The sequence below is a fragment of the Paraburkholderia franconis genome (assembly GCF_009362735.1).
GTDB lineage: Bacteria > Pseudomonadota > Gammaproteobacteria > Burkholderiales > Burkholderiaceae > Paraburkholderia > Paraburkholderia franconis.
Genome location: NZ_WHNP01000051.1, coordinates 33,642 through 55,878 on the forward strand (window position 1 = coordinate 33,642; position 22,237 = coordinate 55,878).

At 62.9% G+C, this 22,237-nt stretch carries 15 protein-coding genes and 5 pseudogenes; 6 read left to right on the top strand and 14 right to left on the bottom strand.

Features of this window, described 5'->3' with window-relative positions:
* Nucleotides 1–41: 41 nt before the first annotated feature.
* From GCT13_RS50655 to GCT13_RS34520, 5 genes are all read left to right on the top strand, one after another.
* Nucleotides 42–230: a glycoside hydrolase family 15 protein gene (locus tag GCT13_RS50655; protein WP_407670905.1), complete on the top strand. Its 189-nt coding sequence runs from the start codon at nt 42–44 to the stop codon at nt 228–230.
* 146 nt (nt 231–376) lie between these two features.
* Complete coding sequence (locus GCT13_RS49755; protein WP_227747156.1) at nt 377–727, top strand: hypothetical protein; 351 nt, start codon at nt 377–379, stop codon at nt 725–727.
* On the top strand, nt 714–1,322 hold the full coding sequence (locus GCT13_RS34510; RefSeq protein WP_227747157.1) for a hypothetical protein: 609 nt from the start codon (nt 714–716) through the stop codon (nt 1,320–1,322). The genes GCT13_RS49755 and GCT13_RS34510 overlap by 14 nt, the downstream gene beginning before the upstream one ends.
* Nucleotides 1,323–1,533: 211 nt before the next feature.
* Entirely contained in the window at nt 1,534–1,770 is a 237-nt protein-coding gene (locus tag GCT13_RS34515) for a type II toxin-antitoxin system ParD family antitoxin (protein WP_152766043.1), read from the top strand.
* On the top strand, nt 1,767–2,105 hold the full coding sequence (locus GCT13_RS34520; RefSeq protein WP_152766045.1) for a type II toxin-antitoxin system RelE/ParE family toxin: 339 nt from the start codon (nt 1,767–1,769) through the stop codon (nt 2,103–2,105). The genes GCT13_RS34515 and GCT13_RS34520 overlap by 4 nt, the downstream gene beginning before the upstream one ends.
* A gap of 624 nt (nt 2,106–2,729) precedes the next feature.
* Here the strand turns inward: GCT13_RS34520 and GCT13_RS34525 are convergent.
* The 14 genes and pseudogenes from GCT13_RS34525 to GCT13_RS34590 form a co-directional block, all read right to left on the bottom strand.
* Nucleotides 2,730–3,758 (bottom strand): hypothetical protein, encoded by a 1,029-nt coding sequence (locus GCT13_RS34525; protein ID WP_227747160.1) that lies wholly within the window; start codon nt 3,756–3,758, stop codon nt 2,730–2,732.
* 70 nt (nt 3,759–3,828) lie between these two features.
* Nucleotides 3,829–5,310: a glucose-6-phosphate dehydrogenase gene (gene zwf, locus GCT13_RS34530; protein ID WP_152766047.1), complete on the bottom strand. Its 1,482-nt coding sequence runs from the start codon at nt 5,308–5,310 to the stop codon at nt 3,829–3,831.
* A 9-nt stretch (nt 5,311–5,319) separates the two neighbouring features.
* Nucleotides 5,320–6,258: a carbohydrate kinase family protein gene (locus tag GCT13_RS34535; protein ID WP_152766049.1), complete on the bottom strand. Its 939-nt coding sequence runs from the start codon at nt 6,256–6,258 to the stop codon at nt 5,320–5,322.
* A 9-nt stretch (nt 6,259–6,267) separates the two neighbouring features.
* Nucleotides 6,268–7,878 carry a glucose-6-phosphate isomerase gene (pgi, locus tag GCT13_RS34540; protein ID WP_152766052.1) on the bottom strand — a complete coding sequence of 537 codons (1,611 nt, stop codon included), beginning with the start codon at nt 7,876–7,878 and terminating at the stop codon, nt 6,268–6,270.
* Between the two features lie 61 nt (nt 7,879–7,939).
* The gene (locus GCT13_RS34545) at nt 7,940–8,884 is read right to left on the bottom strand and encodes an ABC transporter substrate-binding protein (protein WP_152766054.1); all 945 of its coding nucleotides are present in this window, start codon (nt 8,882–8,884) and stop codon (nt 7,940–7,942) included.
* A gap of 111 nt (nt 8,885–8,995) precedes the next feature.
* Complete coding sequence (locus tag GCT13_RS34550; protein ID WP_152766056.1) at nt 8,996–10,033, bottom strand: ABC transporter permease subunit; 1,038 nt, start codon at nt 10,031–10,033, stop codon at nt 8,996–8,998.
* A gap of 40 nt (nt 10,034–10,073) precedes the next feature.
* Complete coding sequence (locus GCT13_RS34555; protein ID WP_152766058.1) at nt 10,074–11,627, bottom strand: sugar ABC transporter ATP-binding protein; 1,554 nt, start codon at nt 11,625–11,627, stop codon at nt 10,074–10,076.
* Complete coding sequence (locus tag GCT13_RS34560; protein WP_321574816.1) at nt 11,614–12,864, bottom strand: ROK family protein; 1,251 nt, start codon at nt 12,862–12,864, stop codon at nt 11,614–11,616. The genes GCT13_RS34555 and GCT13_RS34560 overlap by 14 nt, the downstream gene beginning before the upstream one ends.
* Nucleotides 12,865–13,070: 206 nt before the next feature.
* Nucleotides 13,071–13,711: pseudogene (locus GCT13_RS34565) on the bottom strand (substrate-binding domain-containing protein); the annotation flags it as partial.
* A 306-nt stretch (nt 13,712–14,017) separates the two neighbouring features.
* Nucleotides 14,018–16,826, bottom strand: a pseudogene (locus GCT13_RS34570) (molybdopterin-dependent oxidoreductase).
* Between the two features lies 1 nt (nt 16,827).
* Nucleotides 16,828–18,113, bottom strand: a pseudogene (locus GCT13_RS34575) (NAD(P)/FAD-dependent oxidoreductase).
* Nucleotides 18,110–18,457 (bottom strand): nitrite reductase small subunit NirD, encoded by a 348-nt coding sequence (gene nirD / locus GCT13_RS34580; RefSeq protein ID WP_152766062.1) that lies wholly within the window; start codon nt 18,455–18,457, stop codon nt 18,110–18,112. Before nirD ends, GCT13_RS34575 begins: the two are co-directional and overlap by 4 nt.
* Before the next feature lie 31 nt (nt 18,458–18,488).
* On the bottom strand, nt 18,489–21,029 hold the full coding sequence (nirB, locus tag GCT13_RS34585) for a nitrite reductase large subunit NirB (protein WP_152766064.1): 2,541 nt from the start codon (nt 21,027–21,029) through the stop codon (nt 18,489–18,491).
* Nucleotides 21,030–21,158: 129 nt separating this feature from the next.
* Nucleotides 21,159–21,620 (bottom strand): annotated as a pseudogene (locus GCT13_RS34590) (thiolase family protein); the annotation flags it as partial.
* Between the two features lie 44 nt (nt 21,621–21,664).
* On the opposite strand from GCT13_RS34590, the pseudogene GCT13_RS34595 reads away from it, so the two are divergent.
* Nucleotides 21,665–22,237 (top strand): annotated as a pseudogene (locus GCT13_RS34595) (IS6 family transposase); the annotation flags it as partial.

Consider the following 22,237-nt stretch of genomic DNA (forward strand, 5'->3'; position numbering starts at 1 on the left):
ATTCGTGGGTCAGCGGCTGGCAGTACTGGCAAGGTACGCAGATGGACGAGCAGGCCATGCCGTTTCTGCTCGCGTGGCGTCTCGGTCCGGCCGTCTATAACCAACTGTGGCCCGCCATCCGTTTGACAGCCGATTACATTCTCCACACGGGACCGCGGACGTACCAGGATCGCTGGGAAGAGAATTCGGGCTATTCGCCATCAACGCCTGTACGTCACCGGGAATGCTGATGCACTAGGCAGAACTTGCCGGGCGGCGGCAATCGCACGCTGAATACGCCATCGTCCGGCAGCGCCGCATTGTGCGACGCGGTGAACTGGTAGGCGCGCAGCGCTGGAGAAATAGCGACTGTCTGCTACCGGCTACCGCAGTCGCATTGAACCGCATCGCCCGCCGCCTTTCGACGCGTGACGATGCGGAAATACCCGGCGGAAATCCGCCCGACATGGCTGTTCGCATCATCCGTCCGGATGTACAGGAGGCAATTATGTTGGCAACGAAAGTTGGGCTTGTCGACACGACGGGCACGGTCGATACGCAAACGATGGCCGCGGTTGCCGCGGCGCTGAATGTTCAGGTGACGCGGGACCTGCCAAAATATTGGCCAGTGAGCGCCTCGGTCTCATACCTCACCGACCATAAAACAATCCCGCAGGGCGTGTGGCCGGTGCAGCTCGTCAAAACCCTGCCCCCCCGACGAAGGCGGCTTCCATATGACGCGTCATAACCAGCCGTACGCGAAGGTGATCGTTACGCCCGGCAGTGACGAGTGGGCAGTCGATGCGAGTCACGAAACCATTGGAATGCTCATCGACCCGAATGGCAACCGGCTACAGACCTCGAATGCGATAGAGATCGTCGACGGCAAAATCCAGGATGGGACGGGTCGCTTCGAATATCTGGTCGAAGCCTGCGACCCATGTGAAGCCGACCCCTATACTTATCTGATTGACGGTATAGCGGTATCCGATTTCATTACGCCGCACTTCTACGACCCCGATGTCGCGCCCGATGCGCGTTATAGCTTCACAGGAGCGGTGAAGAAGCCGCGGCAGATTCTCCCCGGCGGATACATCAGCTGGGTCGATCCGACGACGAACGAGATGCAACAGATCCTGTGGGTCGATCCGGATCAACTTCCCGTGCTGCGTAACCTGGGATCCGTCACGGGCGGGAGCCTGCGTCTTTTCATCGAATCGAAGACGTTCCATAAGAGCCGCGAGAATCGCGAGCAAATGAAGCCGGAGGCCAGAGCCAAAAGAGCTGCTTATCAGGAGGCTCTGGCCGCAGCCGCTAAAGTTCGCGCCCGACACTATGGCTAGTCCCGTACGGAATTTTTTATAGTCGTCGTCGGCAATGAGGCGGTGAAGCGGGATTGCTACATGCGTCCCGGTTCACTGCCCACCTTTCACTATGGGCAAGCAGGCTCTCGTCTGTTTGTTCTGTTCCGTGTGTGCCGGCGGGTGCTTTAAATCAATACACTACTGATAGTACGGTTTGGCAAAATTTGCCAATTCGTGCTAGAGTCGTTTCATGACCACGATGAACATTTCCCTGCCGGATTCGCTGAAGGACTACGTCGACGAGCAGGTCGGCGAGGGCGGCTACGGCACGAGCAGCGAGTACGTCCGCGAACTGATCCGAAAGGATCAGGATCGCAAGCGTCTGCGCGCGATGATCTTGCAAGGCGCGACGTCAGGCCTCGCAGCACCTGTCGACGCCGACTACTTCGAATCGTTGCGCGCTCGCGTGCGTACCTCTCGCAAATGACGGCTAAGCCCGTCATCCCGACGCGGCTGGCCAGGCAGGACGTAGAGGACGAGGTGACGCATTACCTCGTGGACGAAGGCTCGGAGCAGGCAGCGCTCGGATTCATTGCGGAGATCGAGAAGGCATACGAGCGTCTTTCCAGGCACCCCAACTTCGGGTCTCCGCGTTACGCGTACGAGCTGGACATCCCGGGCCTGCGTTCGTGGCCGCTTGATCGCTATCCGCACTTGATCTTCTACATTGAGCGCAACGCTCATGTCGAAGTCTGGCGCGTGCTGAACGGCAAGCGTGATATTCCGGCGTGGCTGGAAAGCAACGACGGAGAGATTCATTGACACCGTCCGCACGTCACCAGGCCCGCGAGCAGCCTTCACGGGCATAGCGGGCTTTTTCATTCGAATCACAGCATGACGACGCGATAAAAATTCGACGCGGCGGACCATCTGATCGACGACGAGGCCATCCGGGCATTACCTCGATCAGACCTTCGAAACAGGCGACGGCAGCATCACACGTCGGCTTGCGCAGATGCGACACAGCCGCCCGTGCAGGTCGGACAGCGCGTGCATGTGTCGGGCGACTCGCTGACGGCGTCGTGATCGGGTCATCGAGCATGCCCCGGTATGAAATCGCCCGCGATATGGTGGACGGTTACTCACGGTTACAGACGCGACGTGACCGATGCATCATACAAACGATTGCATACCTAACATTCCCATCACGCGCTATCGGATGGCATTCATCCGCAGACGCCCGGAAGGGAGCAACAACATGAAACGCCTCAGACTCATTTGCGCAGCTGGTCTCATCTCGGCCTGTTCTTCGACGGCAGCGTTGGCGCACGTCGATGTCGTCTATGTCGAGCAGCCGCCCGTCGTGTATGAAGCGCCGCCACCCGCCGTCTATGCGCCCGCGTCCGTTTACTACGAATACGGCGGCGAGGCCCGCCGCCCTGCCCTTTATCGATTCATTATTTCGAAACGGTACGCAATTTCGAGTGGCCGGTCTGGCTCTATCGAAAGCGCCGTCGGCACACCACGTTCGTTAATCGGGTTCTCAGCCAACCCGGCACGGCAGCCAAGTTCAAATGCGCTGGACACGGGTTCGACGCCAAGGCACACATTACGGCTGTTCCAGGGGCTGTAACTGCGCCCGCGATTGCTGATCCAGAGCAGGAGCGAAGGAAGCGCCGAAGCGTCCCACGTGAGCCGGTACGTGACCTGCAATTCGTCGTCGGTGAGCGTGACGACTCCATCGACGCCACACAGCTGGATGATCTCTTCCGTGTCGTGCTCGAACGGGAACCGGTCGAACGCGGTCGTTCCGCCGTCGCGCACGGGAACGCTGTCGAGCCGGTCGAACATCGCGCCGGGAACGGCACGCGATACACCTGGCTCAGGCCCAGCCGGATGAACCATGCCGAACTGGAAAACGCCCGGATGGATCTGAAACGCGCCGGCCACCTTGGGCAACGCCAGATTCGGATGCAGGCCGATCGGGCGGCGCGTTTTCCTGCGCGCTTCCACCTTTACCGAGAAATCGATCGCAGGCCCGTGCGGGTCGGCGCGAATCACGCGAACGACACGCGCAATGGATGAACTGACAGGATAGTCGAGAGCGATGTGAATTTCGTGAGCAGTCTGACTGACGAGCGTCCATTCGCCGACGCACACATAACCATGCAACAGATTGTCGCTCGTATCGAGCGGATGGTCGTCGTGCATCACGGCAGCGGCAACACTATCCCGCCAGTCTGCAACGACCGTCTCAGGCTCATACGGCACCCCAAACGGCACACAGGGAAACTCGCTTCTGAGCTGGCCAAGCAGTCCAGCCGGCGGCGCGGTTCCGTCGCTGATCCAGGGGGCTTCGTAAAAAGGCTGGTATCGACGGTCACCCTTTTTCAGCGTGACGCCACCGAGCATTCCGCCGCGCGCGTGGACCTCGAACGATCCAAACTGCCAATCGAGCTGCCAGACTTTATCCATGATCGTTTCTGTCGGACGGTTTGCGGTATCGCGCTGCGCGTGGTGAATCGGCGGTACGGATGTTTTCAATTCAGTTCTCTTCTTCCTGCCAGCATGCATTGTTGCGCGCGAGCAAGGCGCTTGCTGCGGCGGGTCCCCAGGTGCCTGACGTGTACGGCTTGGGCTCACCGTCCCGCGTAGTCCAGTCGTCGATGATGGGCGCGACCCATCGCCATGCAGCCTCCTGCTCGTCGCGCCGCACGAAGAGCGCGAGACGTCCGGCAATCACGTCGAGCAGCAGCCGCTGGTACGCTTCCATTCGTCCCTGCGTGAAGAACTGGTCGAACGCGAGATCGAGGTGCACGCCTTGCAGCGTCATCCCGATGCCGGGTTGCTTGGCGAGCGCGCTCAGGCGGATCGATTCGTTCGGCTGCAAACGGATCGTCAGCCGGTTCGAACCGGGACGCAGCGCCTTTGCGCCCAACGCGGAATGCGGCACGGGCTTGAAGTTGATGACGATTTCGGCAAGGCGCCCAGCGAGCCGCTTGCCCGTGCGCAGAAAGAAAGGCACGCCTGCCCAGCGCCAGTTCTCGACTTCCACTTTCAACGCGACAAACGTCTCCGTGGTGCTGCCGGCGCTCACGCCGGGTTCGGCTTGATAGGCGGAGACAAACGTGTCCCTGATCGCGCCGGAATGATATTGGCCTCGCACCACGTTCTGGCGGATCCCGTCATCAGCGAGCGGCTTGAGCGCGCGCAGCACACGCAGTTTCTCGTCGCGAACGGCGTCGGCATCCATCGACTGCGGCGGCTCCATCGCGATGATCGAGAGCAGTTGGAGGAGATGGTTCTGCACCATGTCGCGCAACGCGCCCGTCTGATCGTAGAAGTTGCCCCGCCCTTCGACGCCCAGTTCCTCGGCCACCGTAATCTGGATGTTTTCCACCCATTCGCGGCGCCAGAGCGGTTCGAACAGGGAGTTGCCGAAGCGCAGCGCGAGCAGGTTCTGCACGGCTTCCTTGCCGAGGTAATGATCGATCCGGTAGATCTGATCTTCGGCGAAGATTTCGCCGACTGCATCGTTGATCGCGTTGGACGATTCGAGGTCGTGTCCAAGCGGCTTTTCCAGCACCACCCGCGAGTTCTCGACGAGCGCGACCGACGCCAGCGCACGGCAGATCGGGACGAATAGCGATGGTCCCGTCGCCAGATAGAAAATAGGCCGGCCGTGCATCGTACCGAGCGTTTCGCGTAGCGCCACGAACGCTTCCGGCTGGCTTGCGTCGAGCCAGACGTAAGCGAGGCGTTCGCGGAAGCTGCGCCATGTCGCATCGTCGAGCAGTGGCTCGGGCAAGTGCGGTCGGACGTGTTCGTCGCACCAGCGCAGATACGCGTGACCGTCGAGCCGCAATTGCGCAACGCCAACGATTCGCCCTTCAGCCGCGAGCATCCCTTCACGATGCGCCGCATAGAGAGCAGGCAGGATCTTGCGCATCGCCAGATCGCCCGTTCCGCCGAACAGAACGAACGTGAACGCGGGCAGTTTCGTATCATCGATGGAAGTCTTCGGCATGGCGTTCCTTCAGTCGTGAAGATCCGTACAGAGGCTGGCTGATTCGAGCATCGCCGTTACTTCGGCGGACGTGGGCGGATAGGCGCCCTGCCGTTCACACGCCACGGCGGCACAGGCAGCCGCAAACCGCAGATGCGACGTGGGCGAAGCATCAGGCCGCATCAGCAGACTTGCCATCCAGCCGCCCACGCAGGCGTCGCCACAGCCGACCGTGTCGACCATCTGCGCGGCAAACGCAGGCTGAAAGAGCGTCTCGCGCGCGGTGAAGAGATGCATCCCAGAGGCACCCCGTGTGACGAGGATCGCGGCCGTGGGCGCCCATCTCCTGAGTTGCGCGAGCGCCGAGGTTTCGTCGAGTTCGGGAAAGAGACCTCGCAGGTCTTCGTCCGACACCTTGATGTACGTCGCAAGCTCCGCCATGCGCCGCAAGGTGGTTCGATATTCAGGTCCCGCCATGAGGTCGCGGTAGTTCGGATCGAACGAGATCCGCTTGCCGGCGGCATGGGCCGCGCCCGCCACATCGAGCAGACGCGACGCAAGCGGCTCGCGCGCGAGGCTCAACGAGCCGAAGTGCACGATCTGCGCGGCGTCCAGCCAGCCGGACGGCAGCGCATCGGGATCGAACGCGAGATCGGCACTGTTGTCGCCGATAAAAAAGTACTGCGGCGGATGTTTCGATACGACCATTGCAAGAAGCGGCGCACGCTCGACACGCCGCGTGAAACGCATGTCGAGACCGGCTTGCGCGGTAAGCCGCATCAATTCCTCGCCGAAATGATCGCCTCTCACGGTGCCCGCAAAAGCGGTGCGCACGGCGAGGCGCGAGCCGACGCGTGCGACGTTCCAGCATGAACCGCCTGCCGCGCTGCGCCAGTTATGATCCGCTTCACGGATGAAGTCGGTCAGCGCCTCGCCGAACACGACCAACTGAGGAAGTGGGTTCGTCATGGGATGCACTCAGAGTGACGGTTCGATCTGTTGCCTGCGCCGCGCCTTGAACCGGCTGATCAGGTTGTTGGTAGAACTGTCGTGCGTCAGGGGTGCTTCTGCTGCGCCTATTTCCTGCTCGATCTGCACGGCCAGCCGCTTGCCGAGTTCGACACCCCATTGATCGAACGAGTTGATATTCCAGACCGCGCCTTGCACGAAGACCTTGTGCTCGTAGAGCGCGATCAGCGCGCCAAGCGAAGCAGGGGCCAGCCTGTCGACGCAAATCGTGTTGGTCGGGCGGTTGCCGTCGAAGCTGCGATGTGGTTCATCCGGCACGTGCGAGCCCTTCATCAGCGCTTCCGTTTGCGCGAAACAGTTCGCGAGCAGGATCTCGTGGTGAACATCGAGTGCGTGATGGGGCTGCATGCAGGCGATCACATCCGCCGGGATCACTGACGAACCCTGATGCAGCAACTGGAAGAACGCATGCTGGCCATTGGTGCCGGGTTCGCCCCAGATGACGGGTCCCGTCGCATAGTCGACGCGCTCGCCCGTCAGCGCGATCGACTTGCCGTTGCTTTCCATATCGAGTTGCTGCAGGTACGCGGGCAGCCGATGCAGATAGCGGTCGTATGGCGCGATCAGATGACTGGTGAGACCGCAGAAGTTGATGTGCCAGATACCGATCAGCGCGAGCAGCACAGGCAGATTGCGCGTGAGGGGCGCCTGCAAGAAGTGCTGGTCCATCGCGTACGCGCCGGCGAGAAGCGACTCGAACGCGTCCATGCCGACCTGCAGCGCGATGGGCAAGCCGATCGCAGACCAGAGCGAATACCGGCCGCCCACCCAGTCCCAGAAGCCGAACATGTTGGCGGTGTCGATGCCGAACGCCGTCACGGCTTCGGCATTCGTCGAGACGGCCACGAAATGCTGCGCCACGGCCGATTCCGGCGCGCCGCCGCTGATGAGCCAGGCGCGCGCCGTGCGCGCATTGATGAGGGTTTCCCGCGTGGTGAATGTCTTCGACGAAATGACGAACAGCGTCGTTTCGAGATCTACGGTCTTCAGCACCTGTGTGATATCCGCGCCATCGACGTTCGATACGAAGTGCAGCGTCAACTGTTCATGTGCATACGGTTTGAGCGCCTCGCAGACCATGCGGGGGCCGAGGTCCGATCCGCCGATGCCGATGTTGACGACATCGGTGATCGGGCGCCCCGTATAGCCGCGCCAGACGCCGGTCCGCACGGCATCGGTAAAGCGGCGCATCTGCGCAAGCACCGCCTGCACGTGCGGCACGACGTCCTCGCCATCCACGACTATGGGTGCGCCGCTGCGCTCGCGCAGCGCGACGTGCAGTACGGGCCGCTTTTCGGTGATGTTGATGCGCTCCCCCGCGAACATCGCGCGACGCTTTTCCTCGACACCCGCCTCGCGTGCAAGCGCCACCAGCAGATCGAGCGTGACGGGCGTGATCAGGTTCTTCGAGTAGTCGGCGTAGATGCCCGCCGCTTCCAGCGAAAACTGCTCGAACCGTTGCGGGTCACGCGCGAACAGATCGGCGATCGACGTCTGCGCGAGGCATTTGTGATGTTCAGCGAGCGCCCGCCAGGCGGGCGACTGGGTGAGAGATGACATGGGTGTTGTTCGCTTGATCGGGGCGTGAAGAACCTGGTTCGACTTGAAGCAGCGCACGTGCTCAGTGCGCCGAAGACCAGCCCTTGTAGCTGTTCACGTTGTCGCGCGTAACCAGCGTCGGGGGCATCTGGATCATCGGGTTGGCGGGCTTCTGGCCGTTCATGATTCCGTAGCCGACACCCACTGCGGTTTGCGCCATCGCCCACGGGTCCTGGCTTGCGGACGCCTGCACGAGCGTGTCGCTCTTGAGCGCGCTTTCGATATCGGGCGCGCCATCGACCGACGTGATCACGATGCTGCCGCGATGCAGCTGCTTCGCCGCAAGGTCGCTGCCGACCGCCTGCGGATCGTTGATCGTGAACACCGCGTCTACCTTCGGAAAGCGCGTGAGATAACCTTGCATCGCGTTCATGCCGCCCTCGCGCGATCCCTTCGCATCCTGGTCATCCGACAGCACCTTGATGCCGGGCGCCTTCGCAAGCGCGGATTTGCAGCCGTTCACGCGATCCACGACGGAAGACACGGGTGGCCCGTTTTCGATCACGACATTGCCCTTCCCGTTGAGCTTTTTCGCAATGAACGCGCACGACAGTTCGCCCGCCTGGACATTGTTCGTTTGCACGGTGGCGTCGGCACCCGCGGCGGCAACGTCCACGGCGATCACGACGATGCCCGCCGCGCGGGCTTTTTTGACAGCCGGTTCGATGGCCTTCGGATCCACGGCGTTCAGCAGAATCATGTCGACATGAGCGGAAATGAAGTTGTCGATCTGCGTGAACTGCTTGTTCAGGTCATAGTCTGCCGACACCGTGGTGATCTTCGCGTTGGCGTTGATCTGCTTCGCCTTTTTTTCGGCGCCTTGAGCAATGGTCACGAAGTAAGGATTGCCGAGCGATCCGACACTGATGCCGATCGATTTGAGCGGTTTGTCCGCTGCGTGTGCAGCCGGCAGGGCGAGGCTGAGCGCGAGGACGATGGTGGACAGGGCGGTTTTCTGCTTGAACATGTCGATGTTTCCTGGATGGTCCGTGAGAAGGATCGGGTGCAAGAGGACCGTCTCGCATCCGTCCGCTTTCGGCGGCAGCGGCAGTGCGCTCAGGTTGTAGCGTGTCGGCAATCAGGTGCGGGCTGAACCGCGCTGGCGGTAGCGATCGAGTGCCACGGCGCCGATGATGACGAGACCCTTGATGATGTATTGCCAGATATCGGAGACGCCGAGCAACACGAGGCCGTTCGACAGCACCGCGATGATCAGCGCGCCAATCAGCGTGCCGATGATCGATCCCACGCCGCCAACGAAGCTGGTGCCGCCCAGAATGACAGCGGCGATTGCGTCGAGCTCATAGGACTGACCGAGTTGCAGGCCATTGGCGGCATACAGGCGCGCCGCCGACATCACCGCGCCGAGCCCCGCGAGCAGGCCGGACATCGCATAGACAAACATCTGGACGCCCCACACCTTGATGCCCGAAAGGCGGGCGGCTTCGGGATTGCCGCCGACCGAGTAGATCCGCAGGCCGAGCACGGTGCGGCGCAGAATGAACCACGAAGCGGCCACCACGACGCCGGCGATGATCACGAGCCAGGGCACACCCAGCACGGTACCATTGCCGACGAACGCGAAGGGCAACTGCGAATTGAAGATGGTCGTGTCATGACCCATCAGGCGCGCGATGCCTCGCACAGCCGTCAGCGCCCCTAGCGTGACGATGAAGGGCGGCAGTCGCAGAAGGGCGATCAGCGCGCCGTTGACGATACCGAACGCGAGGCCCACCAGCAGCGCGGCGGGCACGCCCAGGCCGCCCCAGCCGGGAACGGTCGAGACGAGCATGGCGGCGACGGCCGCGGCCGCGAGCACGGAACCGACGGACAGATCGATGCCACCCGTCAGGATGACAAAGGTCATTCCGGCCGCCAGCACGATATTGATCGACGCCTGCTGGGTCACGATGGACAGATTCTGCAGCGTGCAGAATCCGTCGGTCAAAATGCCGAAGCCGACGCACAGCAGCAGCAGAACGGGCAGCATGCCCGCTGTGCGCAGCATGGTTCTCATGCGCTCGCGATGGCCGGATGGCGATTTCGGACGCAACCCGCCCTGCGCGGGATGGCCACTCGAAGTCGCGGCCACAGGTTGATTGATGATATTGCGCATGTCGCACTCCTAAATATTGTGTAACAAATATTGCAAAAGATCAGGCGGCTTCGTCCAGGCCCGATTGCGAGCCGGTCGCGAGTTCGATGATGGCCTCCTGGGTAATGGGCGTGCCCGTGTAGCCGCCCAGTTCGCCCGCAACGATGCCTTCTCGCATCACAAGCACCCGGTCGGCGACTCCGATGATCTCGGGCAATTCGCTGGAAATGACGATGACTCCCACGCCCGACTTCGCGAGCTCATTGATGATTCGGTAGATTTCGGATTTCGCGCCGATGTCGACGCCACGGGTCGGCTCGTCGAGAATGAGCACGCGTGGCTGGGTCTCCAGCAGCCTCGACAGCAGCACTTTCTGCTGATTGCCGCCCGACAGCGAACCCACATTCACTTTGGCATGCGGCACGCGGATCGACAATGACCGGATCGCGTCGCGTGCACGCCCGGCCCCACGTGACAGATCGAGTACGCCCAGACGCGCATCGCGCCCGCACACCGCGACGTTGATGTTGTCGCGCACGCTCATGTCGAGAAAGAGGCCCTGATGTTTGCGGTCTTCCGTCAGATAGACGAGACCCGCGTTGATCGCATCGCGAGGCGTGCGCAACGCCAGCGGGCGGCCGTCGATGGCAATTTCGCCACGCACGCGCGGTTCGGCACCGAAGATCAGTCGCGCGAGTTCGGTCCGCCCTGCCCCCACGAGCCCCGCGATACCGAGCACTTCGCCGGCGTGCAGGTCGAGGCTGCATCCACGTACACGCCGCCCATCGGCGACGTCTTTCACGGACAGGACTGTCTTGCCCGGATCGTAAGGCGCATGTTCCTTCTTGTAGAACCCTGAGATATCGCGCCCGACCATCATGCTCACGAGACTGTCCGCCGATAGCTCGGCGCGCTCCAGCGTGCCGACATAGGCGCCGTCGCGCAGCACGGAGACGCGATCCGACAGTTCATAGATTTCGGCCATGCGATGGCTGATGTAGATGATGGCGAGCCCTTCGTCGCGCAGTTGCCGGATCAGTTTGAAGAGGCGCTCGGTTTCGCGCGATGACAGCGGCGTGGTCGGCTCGTCCATCACGAGGATGCGGGCGCGCGTATGGATCGCGCGGGCAATTTCGACAAGTTGCTGCTCCGCGATCGACAGGTCGCCAACTCGCGTGTGCGGACCAAAACTCGCGCCGAGGCGCTCGAGCACGTCTTCGCAGTTGCGCTCCATGGCGGCGCGATCGACCAGCCCCCAACGCCGTCCGCCTTTGCGCAACTCACGCCCCGCGTGGATGTTTTCGGCCACCGTCAGGTTGGGTGCGAGACTCAATTCCTGGTAGATCACGGCCACGCCCAGCGCGCGGGCAGCGAGCGGGCCATCGATGACAGCGGCCTCGCCGTCGATCATTATTTCTCCGCCGGGATCGGCCTGATAGGCACCGGAGAGGATTTTCATCAGCGTGGACTTGCCTGCGCCGTTCTCGCCCATCAGCGAATGCACTTCGCCTGCGTGGACGGTGAGGCGCACGTCGTGGAGAGCGCGCACGGCGGGGAAAGTCTTGCTGATGCCGCGCATCGCGAGCAGCGCGGGCGTGGACTCAGAGCGAGACATGATTGACCTCCTGCAATTGCGCATCGGCACCTTTGAGGATGCCGGCGCGCGGCGAGAAATTGAAGAACATCGGCAACGTCGCGGCGCCGATCGCACCGGCGTCCGACCCGAATGTGCCGCGAACTATTTCAGGCGTACTGCGAGCTTCCGGCGTGCTGTCGGCAAGTGCCGCAGAAAGACGCTTGATCAGGGTATCGACAAGACCGGCGTCGACATCCGCGTCGAAAACGACCAGCGGCGCGTCGAGCATGCACAGCGCTGCGCGCACGGCGGGGGCGAGCGCGTCGATGCAGTCTTCGATCCATTCGTCGACGGCGGGCAAACGGCGAGCGAGACAGTCTTCGAGATTCGCGCGGTTGTCGATGGACTCGCCTCGATAGCGCAGATGTCGCGCGAGCGCATTGAGCGAAGCACGCGAAAGCAGGATGTCCCACTTGCCGGCCGGACGCGGAGCCGACGGCAGGCGGCTGAGCGGCACGGGCATCACGCCGAAGTCACCGGCGTTGCCGCCCGAACCGCACAGGCAGTCACCATCGATGGCGATTCCACCACCAATCGCTGGGCCCAAAAAGACATAGAGAAAATCGTCGCGCTCACGCCCGCAGCCGTAGAACAGTTCGGCGATAGCGGCCGCATTGCCATCGTTCTCGCTGAACACCGGCAAGGACAACGCACGGCCAAGCTCGCTGGCAAAATCGATGTCACCCCAGGCGCTGAAGGTCTCGGCAGGAAGTCCGAGTTCGCGCAGCCAGCTGTCAAGGTTATACGGCTGAGCGACGCCGACGCCGCTCAGGCGCTTGCGCTCGTCGGGCGCGAGCCATTGCAGCAGTTCCCGGCTGTCGCGCTCGACGATTTCCAGCACTTCTGCCGGATGAGGGAGCACCCGGTCGTGTCTTTTACGTCCGAGCACTTCACCAGCGAAATTCACCAGCACGGTTTCGATGCTGGTGCGATCCAGCCGCACACCGATGCCGAACGCACCGCGGGGATGAAGACGGATCAGCGAGGCGGGTTGGCCCCGTTGGCCTTCGACGCGGCGGCCCGTGAATTCGATCAGCCTGGCCTCGGCCAGCGACGTGACGATGCTGCCCACGGCCGTTCCGGTCAGGTTGGCCAGGCGGGCGAGATTCGCTTTGGACGCATGGCCGGCGCGACGCAGCGCCTGCAGAAGCAGGCGTTCATTGTAGCGGCGCACGTTGGCTGAATTGCTGCCTTGGCCGATATGCGGACGTCTCACGATTCCTCCGGGGCGACCGTCGAGAGAGATTAAATAAATCATATTGATTTATTTAAGCCGATGCGCGGAGGAAAGTCAGCCTAGGGAAATCCCGTGTACGCCCCGCTCGCGTTTGCGACTACGTGCCACCCTTACTCGCGGCAGCTGTATGCACACACGCTTCGTGTCCGGCGCACGAGCAGAAACGTCGGACCAGCGTTGCACTGTCAATGCATCGGGCCATCCGTATCGCCAGGCTCGATGCGAGGCAACGCAAGCCTGTGCGCGCAACGATCGCGGTCCTCGATCGCGTCCAGCATGAGTTCGGCGATGGCTCTGCCCGACGCGTGACCGGTAGGCTGCATGACGGCCGTCACTGCATAGGGATGCGAGACATCGGAAGGCACGCCGTCATAGACGATCAGTGAAACATCGCGGCCGGGCTTGCGACCACTGTCGATAATCGCCCGAAATGCGCCCGCGCCTGCGAGGTTGTTGTCCACGAGCACCGCAGTCGGCGGGTCGGCGAGGTTTAGTAGCGCGGTGGCTGCATCACGACCGCCTGCGCGGCCGAACGTGCACTCGACCATGAGTTCAGGTAGCGGAGCGACGCCCGCGTCGCGCAGCGCGCTCACAAAGCCTTCCCGGCGCTGGGCGGCGAAGGTCATGGCAACCGGCGCGCTGATCAGCGCGATCCTGCGATGACCGAAGTCGATCAGCCGCTGGGTTGCGGCTCGCGCCCCGCTTCGTTGTCGAAATCGAACCACCAGTAGGGCTGCGTGATGTTCGTGAGGCCGCATGCGACAAACGGAAAATTCCGTTACTCGAGGAAAGCGATGCGCGTGTCGTCCATGAGCGTGCGCGCAACTTGCGTAAGACGCGAACCATCAGCGCGACGCGGTACGCGCAACTATTGTCGTGTCCATAGGCCCAGCAAGCGCAGCAAGGAGAAAACAATGCACTGAGCGGTGCGCTGGCCGCCCGAACCGACGGCAGAATTCACGGCACGGATGTTTGTCTGGAAGACTATGGCTTCCATGACACCGATAATCTCGCCTTGCGGCGAAACGCACAGCGCGTGACAGGTTTTGGACTGGGGCTCTGCCTGGCACCGATTGCATTTTCACCATTGCATCCGATTTCATCAGCGGCTTGCGTCTGTTTCAGCCGACACTTACGCAGCACTCAGGCGCGCCAGTTCCGTATCGACCAGCAGCTTCTTCAGCTCCGGCACGCAGGACCCGCAGTTGCCGCCGGCTTTCAGGCACGCGGCAATCTCCGCAGCGGTCTTGAGCCCCTGCTCGCGAATCGCTGCGCATATCGTGTTGCGCCCCACGCCGAAGCATGAGCAGACCGTCGGCCCCGTATCGGCGCCCTTGCCGACTGGCTGCCCTGACAGCACGCCGATGCGGTCCGTTTCGTCGAGCCTGCCCTTTGCAAAAAGACTCGCGAGCCATTCCCGCGCCGGCAGCTCCGGACGCGATGATAGAAAGATGCAGTTCTCGATACGATCGTCGACGAGATGAACGGCGCGATAGATACCCGCGGCACGATCCTCGTATTCGAGCCAGTCGGCGTGAGCATCGTCGACGCCGAAAAGCGCACGCGCCCACGCGCCACGATCGCCGTGTTCGGCTAGCGGGTTGCGGCCCGCAAGTTCATGGCGTACGAACTGTGCGCCCTGTATGCGGGTCCAGTATGTCCAGCACCGGCCCGCGCCGGCTTAGCGAGAAACCGTGCCATGCGACATGAAACTTGTCGACCCGCACCGGCGTGTGCTTGAACTCGGGCTCGCCGGAGACGGGATCGACCGAAGGATTCACGACTGCTCCCACGCGGGCGTCCGAGGCAACCTGATCATTCCAGTGAATCGGGACGAACACGCTGCCGCGCGGCATGCCGCCGCCATATTGCACGCGCGCGACCATTGCACCCCAGCGGCTTGACACCCGTGCGAGGTCGCCTTCACGCACGCCGCACAGCAGCGCGTCTTGCGGATGCATGTCGACGAATGCTTCCGTGACATGGCCTGCGAGTTTCTCGGACTTGCCCGTGCGGGTCATCGTGTGCCACTGGTCGCGTACGCGACCCGTGTTCAGCGTCAGGGGATAGTCGTCATCCGGCGCATTGGCCGGAGCGCGCGGCGGCGTCGCGACGAAGCGCGCCTTGCCGTCCGCGTGGCTGAAGTGGCGATCGTCGAAAAGACGCGCAGTGCCCGGCGCGGCAGCGTCGTCGTTCGCGCGAAAAGGCCATTGGACAGGCAGCAATGCGGCGTAACCGCCGCTGCCGAGGCCCACGAGCCCGCCGAGATTGAACGCGCGGTGCACGCCGCTGCCGTCGTCCTTGTCTTCGCTTCCGGCTGCGTGGGTGCCGCTGTCGTTACGCCATGCGCTCAGCCGCGCATGCTCATCGAAAATCTCCTGCTGGCTCGCGAACTCGAAGCCCGCGTAGCCCATGCGCCGCGCCACGTCGCAAATGATCTTCCAGTCCGCGCGCGCTTCCCCCGGCGCGGGCAGAAACGCACGCTGGCGCGAAATCCTGCGCTCCGAATTGGTGACCGTGCCGTCCTTCTCTCCCCAGCCGAGCGCCGGCAGGAGGATATGAGCGAACGCGTTGGTATCCGTGCTCTCGACAATGTCGGAACTGACCACGAGTTCGCAGCGTGCGAGCGCACGCTTGGCCTGGTCGCTGTCGGGCAGGCTAACGACGGGATTCGTGCCCATGATCCAGACCGCCTTGATACGGCCTTCTTCGATCGCCTCGAACAGCTCGACCGCTTTGAGCCCCGGACGCGACGCGACGACAGGCGCGCCCCAGAACTGCTGCACCAGTTCGCGATGCTTCGCGTTGTCGAGTTCGAGATGCGCGGCGAGCGTGTTCGCAAGTCCACCGACCTCGCGCCCGCCCATCGCATTCGGCTGTCCGGTGAACGAGAACGGCCCCATCCCCGGCTTGCCGATGCGACCCGTCAGAAGATGACAGTTGATGATGCTGTTGACCTTGTCGGTGCCGGAGCTCGACTGATTGACGCCTTGCGAATACACCGTCACCACGCGCTCGGTCCGCGCGAACAGCCGGTAGAACTCGAGCAGGTCGTGCGGATCGACCTTGCATGCCTTCGCGCATTGCGTCAGGTCGAAGCCGGCTGCCGCGCCCGCTGAAGCCACGGCCAGCGCCTCGGCAAAGCCGCTCGTATGCCCATCGACGAACTCCGCGTCAATCGCGCCGTGTTCGGCGAGAAAACTGGGCAAGCCGTTGAAGAGCCGCACGTCAGTGCCCGCGCTAAGCGGCAGATGCAGATCGGCCATCTCGCAGGTCGCGGTGTAGCGCGGGTCGATCACGACCACCTTCATCCCGGGACGCGCTTCCTTGATCCTGACGATCCGCTGGAACAGGATCGGATGACACCACGCCGTGTTCGAGCCGACCAGTACGACGAGATCCGCGAGTTCGAGATCTTCGTAGCACACCGGCACGACGTCTTCGCCGAAAGCCCGCTTATGTCCCGCAACCGAAGACGACATGCACAGGCGCGAATTCGTATCGATATTCGCGCTGCCGACATAGCCCTTCATCAGCTTGTTCGCGACGTAGTAGTCCTCGGTCAGCAACTGCCCCGATACGTAGAGCGCGACGGCATCCCGTCCATGCTCACTGACGATCCGCCGAAAGCCGCCGGCTACTGCATCGAGTGCATCGTCCCACGACACGTCGCGCAAGCCGTCGTTTGCCGATTCGCGCATCTTCGGATGAAGAAGCCGTCCGTCGAGTCCGATCGTTTCGCCGAGCGCCGAGCCTTTCACGCACAGGCGGCCGAAGTTCGCGGGATGCAGTTCGTCGCCGGCGATGTCATGCCCGCCGTCTGGGCGCGCACTTGCGCGCACGCCGCAGCCGACGCCGCAGTACGGACAGGTGGTTCTGACAGCGTCGCGGCTGACAGGCGTGCTGGAAATAGCGATGGGGAAACTCACGGTGTGTTCCATGTCAGGCGGCCTGCGTCTCGCAGAGGGCTTTGCCGAACAGCAACTGGCTGCGCAGCGAGGAAATGTCGGTCCGGTTCTGGATCAGTTCGAAGTACCACGCGCCCTCCTTGACGTCGCCATAGAGCACCGCGCCGACCACGCGGTTTTCCTCGATCACGAGCCGCTTGTAGACGCCGCGCCGCGGATCGCGCAGCACGAGGTCCTCGCTGTCCGGACCGCCGATGAAGTCGCCGGCCGAATACAGTTCGACGCCCGTCACCTTCAGCTTCGTCGCGGTCGCGCGCTGCACGTAACGGCGATGACCGGCGCCGGCGAGATGCGCGCCGCACACGCGCGCCTGGTCCCAGATCGGCGCGACGAGACCGAAGGTCGCCATGCGGTGCTGCACGCATTCGCCGACCGCGTAGACGCGCGGATCGTAAGTCTGCAACGTATCGTCGACGACAATCGCACGCTCGCAATGCAGCCCCGCCTGTTTCGCGAGGTCGATGTTCGGGCGCACGCCGGCGTCATCACAACGAGGTCCGCGGGAATCTCCGTGCCGTCGTCGAAGCGCACTGCGCTTACGCGATCCGGGCCGACGATTTCCGCCGTGTTCGCCTTCAGCAGGAAACGCAGACCCTTGCGCTCCAGTGCCTGCTGCAGCAAAGCCGATGCGCTCCGGTCGAGCTGGCGCTCCATCAGGCTGTCCATGACGTGCACGACCGTCACCGACATGCCCTGACGCATGAGCCCGTTCGCCGCCTCGAGCCCGAGCAGACCACCGCCGATTACCACGGCATGACGATGGTTGCGTGCCGCGTCGAGCAACGTTTCCACATCCTGGATGTCGCGAAACGCGATCACGCCTGGCAGGTCGTGGCCCGGCACCGGAATCAGGAAAGGTTTCGAGCCCGTTGCGATCAGCAGCCTGTCGTAACCTACTTCGACGCCACTTTGCGAGCGCACAATGCGGCGCCTGCGGTCGATCGCGACGACAGGATCGCCGGCATGGAGACGAATGCCGTTCTCGTCATACCAGTCGCGCGTATTGAGGATGATGTCGTCGACAGTCTTCTCGCCCGCGAGCACCGGTGAAAGCAGGATACGGTTGTAGTTGCCGTACGGCTCGGCCCCAAAAACGGAGATGTCGTAGAGATCCGGCGCGAGCTTCAGCAGTTCCTCGACGGTGCGCATGCCGGCCATGCCGTTGCCGATCACAACGAGGCGCGCTCGCGCAGGCGCGGCAACCGGGGCACAACCCCGCGGTGCGCCCCCTTGTGACGGGGCGTCGATTTCGCGTCTCATGCGGCGACCCACACTTTGCCGCTTTCCACGCGCACCGGGTACGCGCTGACGGAATTCTCGGGCGCTTCCAGGCACTCGCCCGTGCGTAGGTCGAAGTGGTGTTTGTAGATCGGCGAGGCGACGACGATGCGCTCGCCGAAGCTGCCGATCAATCCGCGCGAGAGCACAGCCGCGCGCGAGCCCGGATCGAAGTTGTCGATGGCGAACACGCCGCCGTCACCGTCCGCGACGTGAAATACCGCTACCTGTTCGCCGTTGATGAGCGCGCACACGCCCGTATTGGGCACGATGTCGTCGAGCGCACACACGGGCAGCCAGGAAGCTGAAATCTGATCGTTGCTCATGCTGGGTTCCTCACGTCAGGCAGGTGAATGGTCAGGCGGTTTCGACTACGACAGGAATGGCGGCGAGTTTCGACTGGCGTTCTTCGGGCGTTGCGGGACGGATCTGGCCGCGCTCCTCGACGAAGGTCACGTTCTCGTCGAGCCTGTCGCTGTTGACGAAATGGCGGAAGCGCTTGCGGGTCTCGGGATCGGTGACGGCCCGCTTCCACTCGCATTCGTAGGTGTCGATCACGTGCTGCATCTCCGCCTCCAGTTCCGCGGCGATACCGAGCTTGTCGTGCACGACGACGTCGATCAGATACTGCAGTCCGCCTTCGAGGTTTTCGCGCCACACGCTCGTGCGTTGCAGACGGTCGGCGGTGCGCACATAAAACATCAGGAAGCGGTCGATGTAGCGCACGAGCGTCTCCCGGTCCAGATCCGACGCAAGCAGTTCCGCATGGCGCGGCTTCATGCCGCCGTTGCCGCACACGTAGAGGTTCCAGCCCTTCTCCGTCGCGATGATGCCGATGTCCTTGCCCTGCGCTTCCGCACATTCACGGGTGCAGCCCGACACGCCGAACTTCAGTTTGTGCGGCGAACGCAGGCCCTTGTAGCGGTTTTCCATCGCCACGGCGAGGCCGACCGAATCGCCGACGCCGTAGCGGCACCACGTCGATCCGACGCACGACTTCACCGTGCGCAGCGACTTGCCATACGCATGGCCCGATTCGAAGCCTGCCGCGATCAGTTCTTCCCAGATGAGCGGCAGTTGATCGACACGCGCACCGAACAGATCGACGCGCTGGCCCCCGGTGATCTTCGTGTAGAGGCCGTATCTCTTTGCGACCCGACCCACGGCAATGAGCCCATCCGGCGTGACTTCGCCGCCCGGCATGCGCGGCACGACCGAGTAAGTGCCGTCGCGCTGGATGTTCGCGAGGTAGTAATCGTTCGAGTCCTGCAGGCTCGCGTGCTCCTTCTTCAGCACGAATTCGTTCCAGCATGCAGCGAGAATGCCGGCGACGGCCGGCTTGCAGATATCGCAGCCAAGGCCATGACCGTGCTTTGCGAGCAGTTCGCTGAAGCTGCGCACGCCTTCCACACGCACGATGTGATACAGCTCCTGGCGCGAAAACGGAAAGTGCTCGCACAGGTGGTTGTTGACGGCGAGGCCCTGCTTCTTCATTTCGGCCTTCATCACCTGTGTGACGAGCGGCACGCAGCCGCCGCACGACGTGCCCGCGGTCGTCGCGCATTTCAAAGCGCCGATGTCGGTCGCGCCTGCGCAAACGGCGGCGCACAGGTCGCCTTTCGACACGTTGTTGCACGAGCAGATCTGCGCAGTCCCGGGCAGTGCGTCTACGCCGAGTCCCGGCTTCGCCTTGCCGTCGCTTTGCGGCAGGATCAGGAATTCGGGCGCTTCGGGAAGTTCGATGCCGTTCAGCATCATTTGCAGCAGCGTGCCGTATTCGGCTGCGTCGCCGACCATCACCGCGCCGAGCAGTTGCTTGCCGCACCCGGAAACGACGAGCTTCTTGTAGACCTGTTTGCGCTCGTCGCTGAACTGACAGGTGCGGCTGCCCGGCGTCTTGCCGAGCGCATCGCCGATGCTCGCAACGTCCACGCCCATCAGCTTGAGCTTCGTGCTCATGTCGGCGCCCGCGAAGCCCGCATCGTCGCCCAGCAGATGCCTGGCGGCGACGCGCGCCATGTCGTAGCCCGGCGCAACGAGGCCATACACGATGCCGTTCCATGCCGCGCATTCGCCGATTGCGTAGATGTCGGGGTCGCTTGTGCGGCAGTTCGCATCGATCGCGATGCCGCCGCGCGGACCGAGTTCGAGGCCGCAGGCACGTGCGATTTCGTCGCGCGGACGGATGCCTGCGGAAAACACGATCATGTCGGTGTCCAGATGCGAGCCGTCCGCGAATTGCATACGGTGCGTACCTTCCGCCCCGTCGACGATCGACGTGGTGTTCTTCTGTGTGTGCACGGTCACGCCGAGCTGCTCGACCTTCGCGCGCAGCACGCGGCCGCCGCCTTCGTCGACCTGAACCGCCATCAGGCGCGGCGCGAATTCGACCACATGCGTTTGCAGGCCCATGTCGCGCAGCGCCTTTGCGCATTCGAGACCGAGCAGCCCGCCACCGACCACCGTGCCCGTCTTCGAGCGCGCGCCGCATTCCTGCATCGCTTCGAGATCTTCGATAGTTCGGTAGACGAAGCAATCGCGCCGGTCGCGGCCTTCCACCGGCGGCACGAACGGCGACGATCCCGTCGCGAGCACCAGTTTGTCGTAGCAAAGCGTCTCGCCGCTCGAAAGGGTCACCGTGCGCGCATTCCGGTCGACTGAGACGGCCTTTGCGTTGAGCTTGAGCAGCACATTCTCGCGCTCGAAAAAACCTGGCTTGACGAGCGAGAGGTCGTCCGCGGACTTGCCGGAAAAGAACTCGGACAGGTGCACGCGATCATATGCGGGGCGCGGTTCTTCGCACAGCACCGTGATATGCAGCGCGAGCCTGGGGTCGTCGACGAGGCACTCGAGGAGCTTGTGACCAACCATTCCGTGGCCGATGACGACGACGTTCATGACAGAGGTTTCGTTCATTTGCGATGCGGTTCGCGACATGATTTGTCCAGCAATAAAAAAACGTCCCGCGGATGCAATCGCCAGTGCGACTGTATTCGGGGGACGCCGTTGTCCAAAACCTGTGATCTAGAGTGAGGCTTCGCTCCAGCCCGCGCGCTCCAGACAGCGGCGCGACGCCGGCACGGGACCCATGCCCATCACCTTCGGATCGACAGCCGCGTTCGCGTATGCCTTGATGCGCGCGATCGGCGTGAGACCCAGCGCCTCGGCCTTCTTCGCCGACATCACGACGACAGCGGCCGCGCCGTCGTTGATGCCCGACGCGTTCGCGGCCGTCACCGTGCCTTCCTTCGAGAATGCCGGCTTCAGGCCCGCAAGCGATTCGGCCGTGACGCCGTGGCGCACGAACTCGTCGGTTGTGAACGACAGCGGGTCGCCCTTCCTCTGCGAAATCTGGATCGGCACGATTTCATCATCGAAACGGCCGGACTTCTGTGCGGCTTCCGCCTTATTTTGCGAAAGTGCCGCGAACTTGTCCTGGTCTTCACGCGTGATGCCGTATTCCTTCGCGACGTTTTCGGCCGTCACACCGGCGTTGTCACGTTGCCGATAGAACGGACGCGTAAAATGGCGTGATGAAGAATACGAAATCTCTCTACCATGGGCACCGCTTCCCGCCTGCGGTAATCAGCTGCGCGGCGCGCTGGTACTTCAGGTTTCAGTTGAGTCTGCGCGACATTGAAGAATTGCTATTCGAGCGCGGCGTCGTTGTCAGCTACGAGACGATCCGGCGCTGGTGCGACAAATTCGGCAAGGGCTTTGCCCATTGCGTCAAGGCTGCGCGCCGTAAGCCAGGTACCACATGGCATCTCGATGAAGTGTTTGTTTCGCTGCGCGGCGAACCTTACCTTGTTGTGGCGAGCGGTCGACCAGCACGGCGCCGAACTCGATGTCCTGCTGCAGAAGCGCCGCGACAAGGCGGCAGCCAAGCGGTTTTTCAAGCGCGTGCTTGCAGCGTGCCCTGAAGTACCACGCAAGATCATCACCGACCAGCTGCGTAGCTATCCCGCCGCGAAAGCCGAGATTCCCGAACTGGCGAAGGTCAAGCACGTCTTCGTCAAAGCCAGCGCCCGGTTGAACAACCGAGCCGAAAACGGTCATCAGCCCACGCGTGAACGGGAGCGCCGCATGCGCGGCTTCCGCGATGC

Bases quoted from the DNA above. Each gene is read 5' to 3' on its own strand.
- GCT13_RS50655 (WP_407670905.1), top strand. From the start codon at position 42: ATGGACGAGCAGGCCATGCCGTTTCTGCTCGCGTGGCGTCTCGGTCCG.
- GCT13_RS34510 (WP_227747157.1), top strand. From the start codon at position 714: ATGACGCGTCATAACCAGCCGTACGCGAAGGTGATCGTTACGCCCGGC.
- GCT13_RS34515 (WP_152766043.1), top strand. From the start codon at position 1,534: ATGACCACGATGAACATTTCCCTGCCGGATTCGCTGAAGGACTACGTC.
- GCT13_RS34520 (WP_152766045.1), top strand. From the start codon at position 1,767: ATGACGGCTAAGCCCGTCATCCCGACGCGGCTGGCCAGGCAGGACGTA.
- GCT13_RS34525 (WP_227747160.1), bottom strand. From the start codon at position 3,758: ATGGATAAAGTCTGGCAGCTCGATTGGCAGTTTGGATCGTTCGAGGTC.
- zwf (WP_152766047.1), bottom strand. From the start codon at position 5,310: ATGCCGAAGACTTCCATCGATGATACGAAACTGCCCGCGTTCACGTTC.
- GCT13_RS34535 (WP_152766049.1), bottom strand. From the start codon at position 6,258: ATGACGAACCCACTTCCTCAGTTGGTCGTGTTCGGCGAGGCGCTGACC.
- pgi (WP_152766052.1), bottom strand. From the start codon at position 7,878: ATGTCATCTCTCACCCAGTCGCCCGCCTGGCGGGCGCTCGCTGAACAT.
- GCT13_RS34545 (WP_152766054.1), bottom strand. From the start codon at position 8,884: ATGTTCAAGCAGAAAACCGCCCTGTCCACCATCGTCCTCGCGCTCAGC.
- GCT13_RS34550 (WP_152766056.1), bottom strand. From the start codon at position 10,033: ATGCGCAATATCATCAATCAACCTGTGGCCGCGACTTCGAGTGGCCAT.
- GCT13_RS34555 (WP_152766058.1), bottom strand. From the start codon at position 11,627: ATGTCTCGCTCTGAGTCCACGCCCGCGCTGCTCGCGATGCGCGGCATC.
- nirD (WP_152766062.1), bottom strand. From the start codon at position 18,457: ATGAGCAACGATCAGATTTCAGCTTCCTGGCTGCCCGTGTGTGCGCTC.
- nirB (WP_152766064.1), bottom strand. From the start codon at position 21,029: ATGAACGTCGTCGTCATCGGCCACGGAATGGTTGGTCACAAGCTCCTC.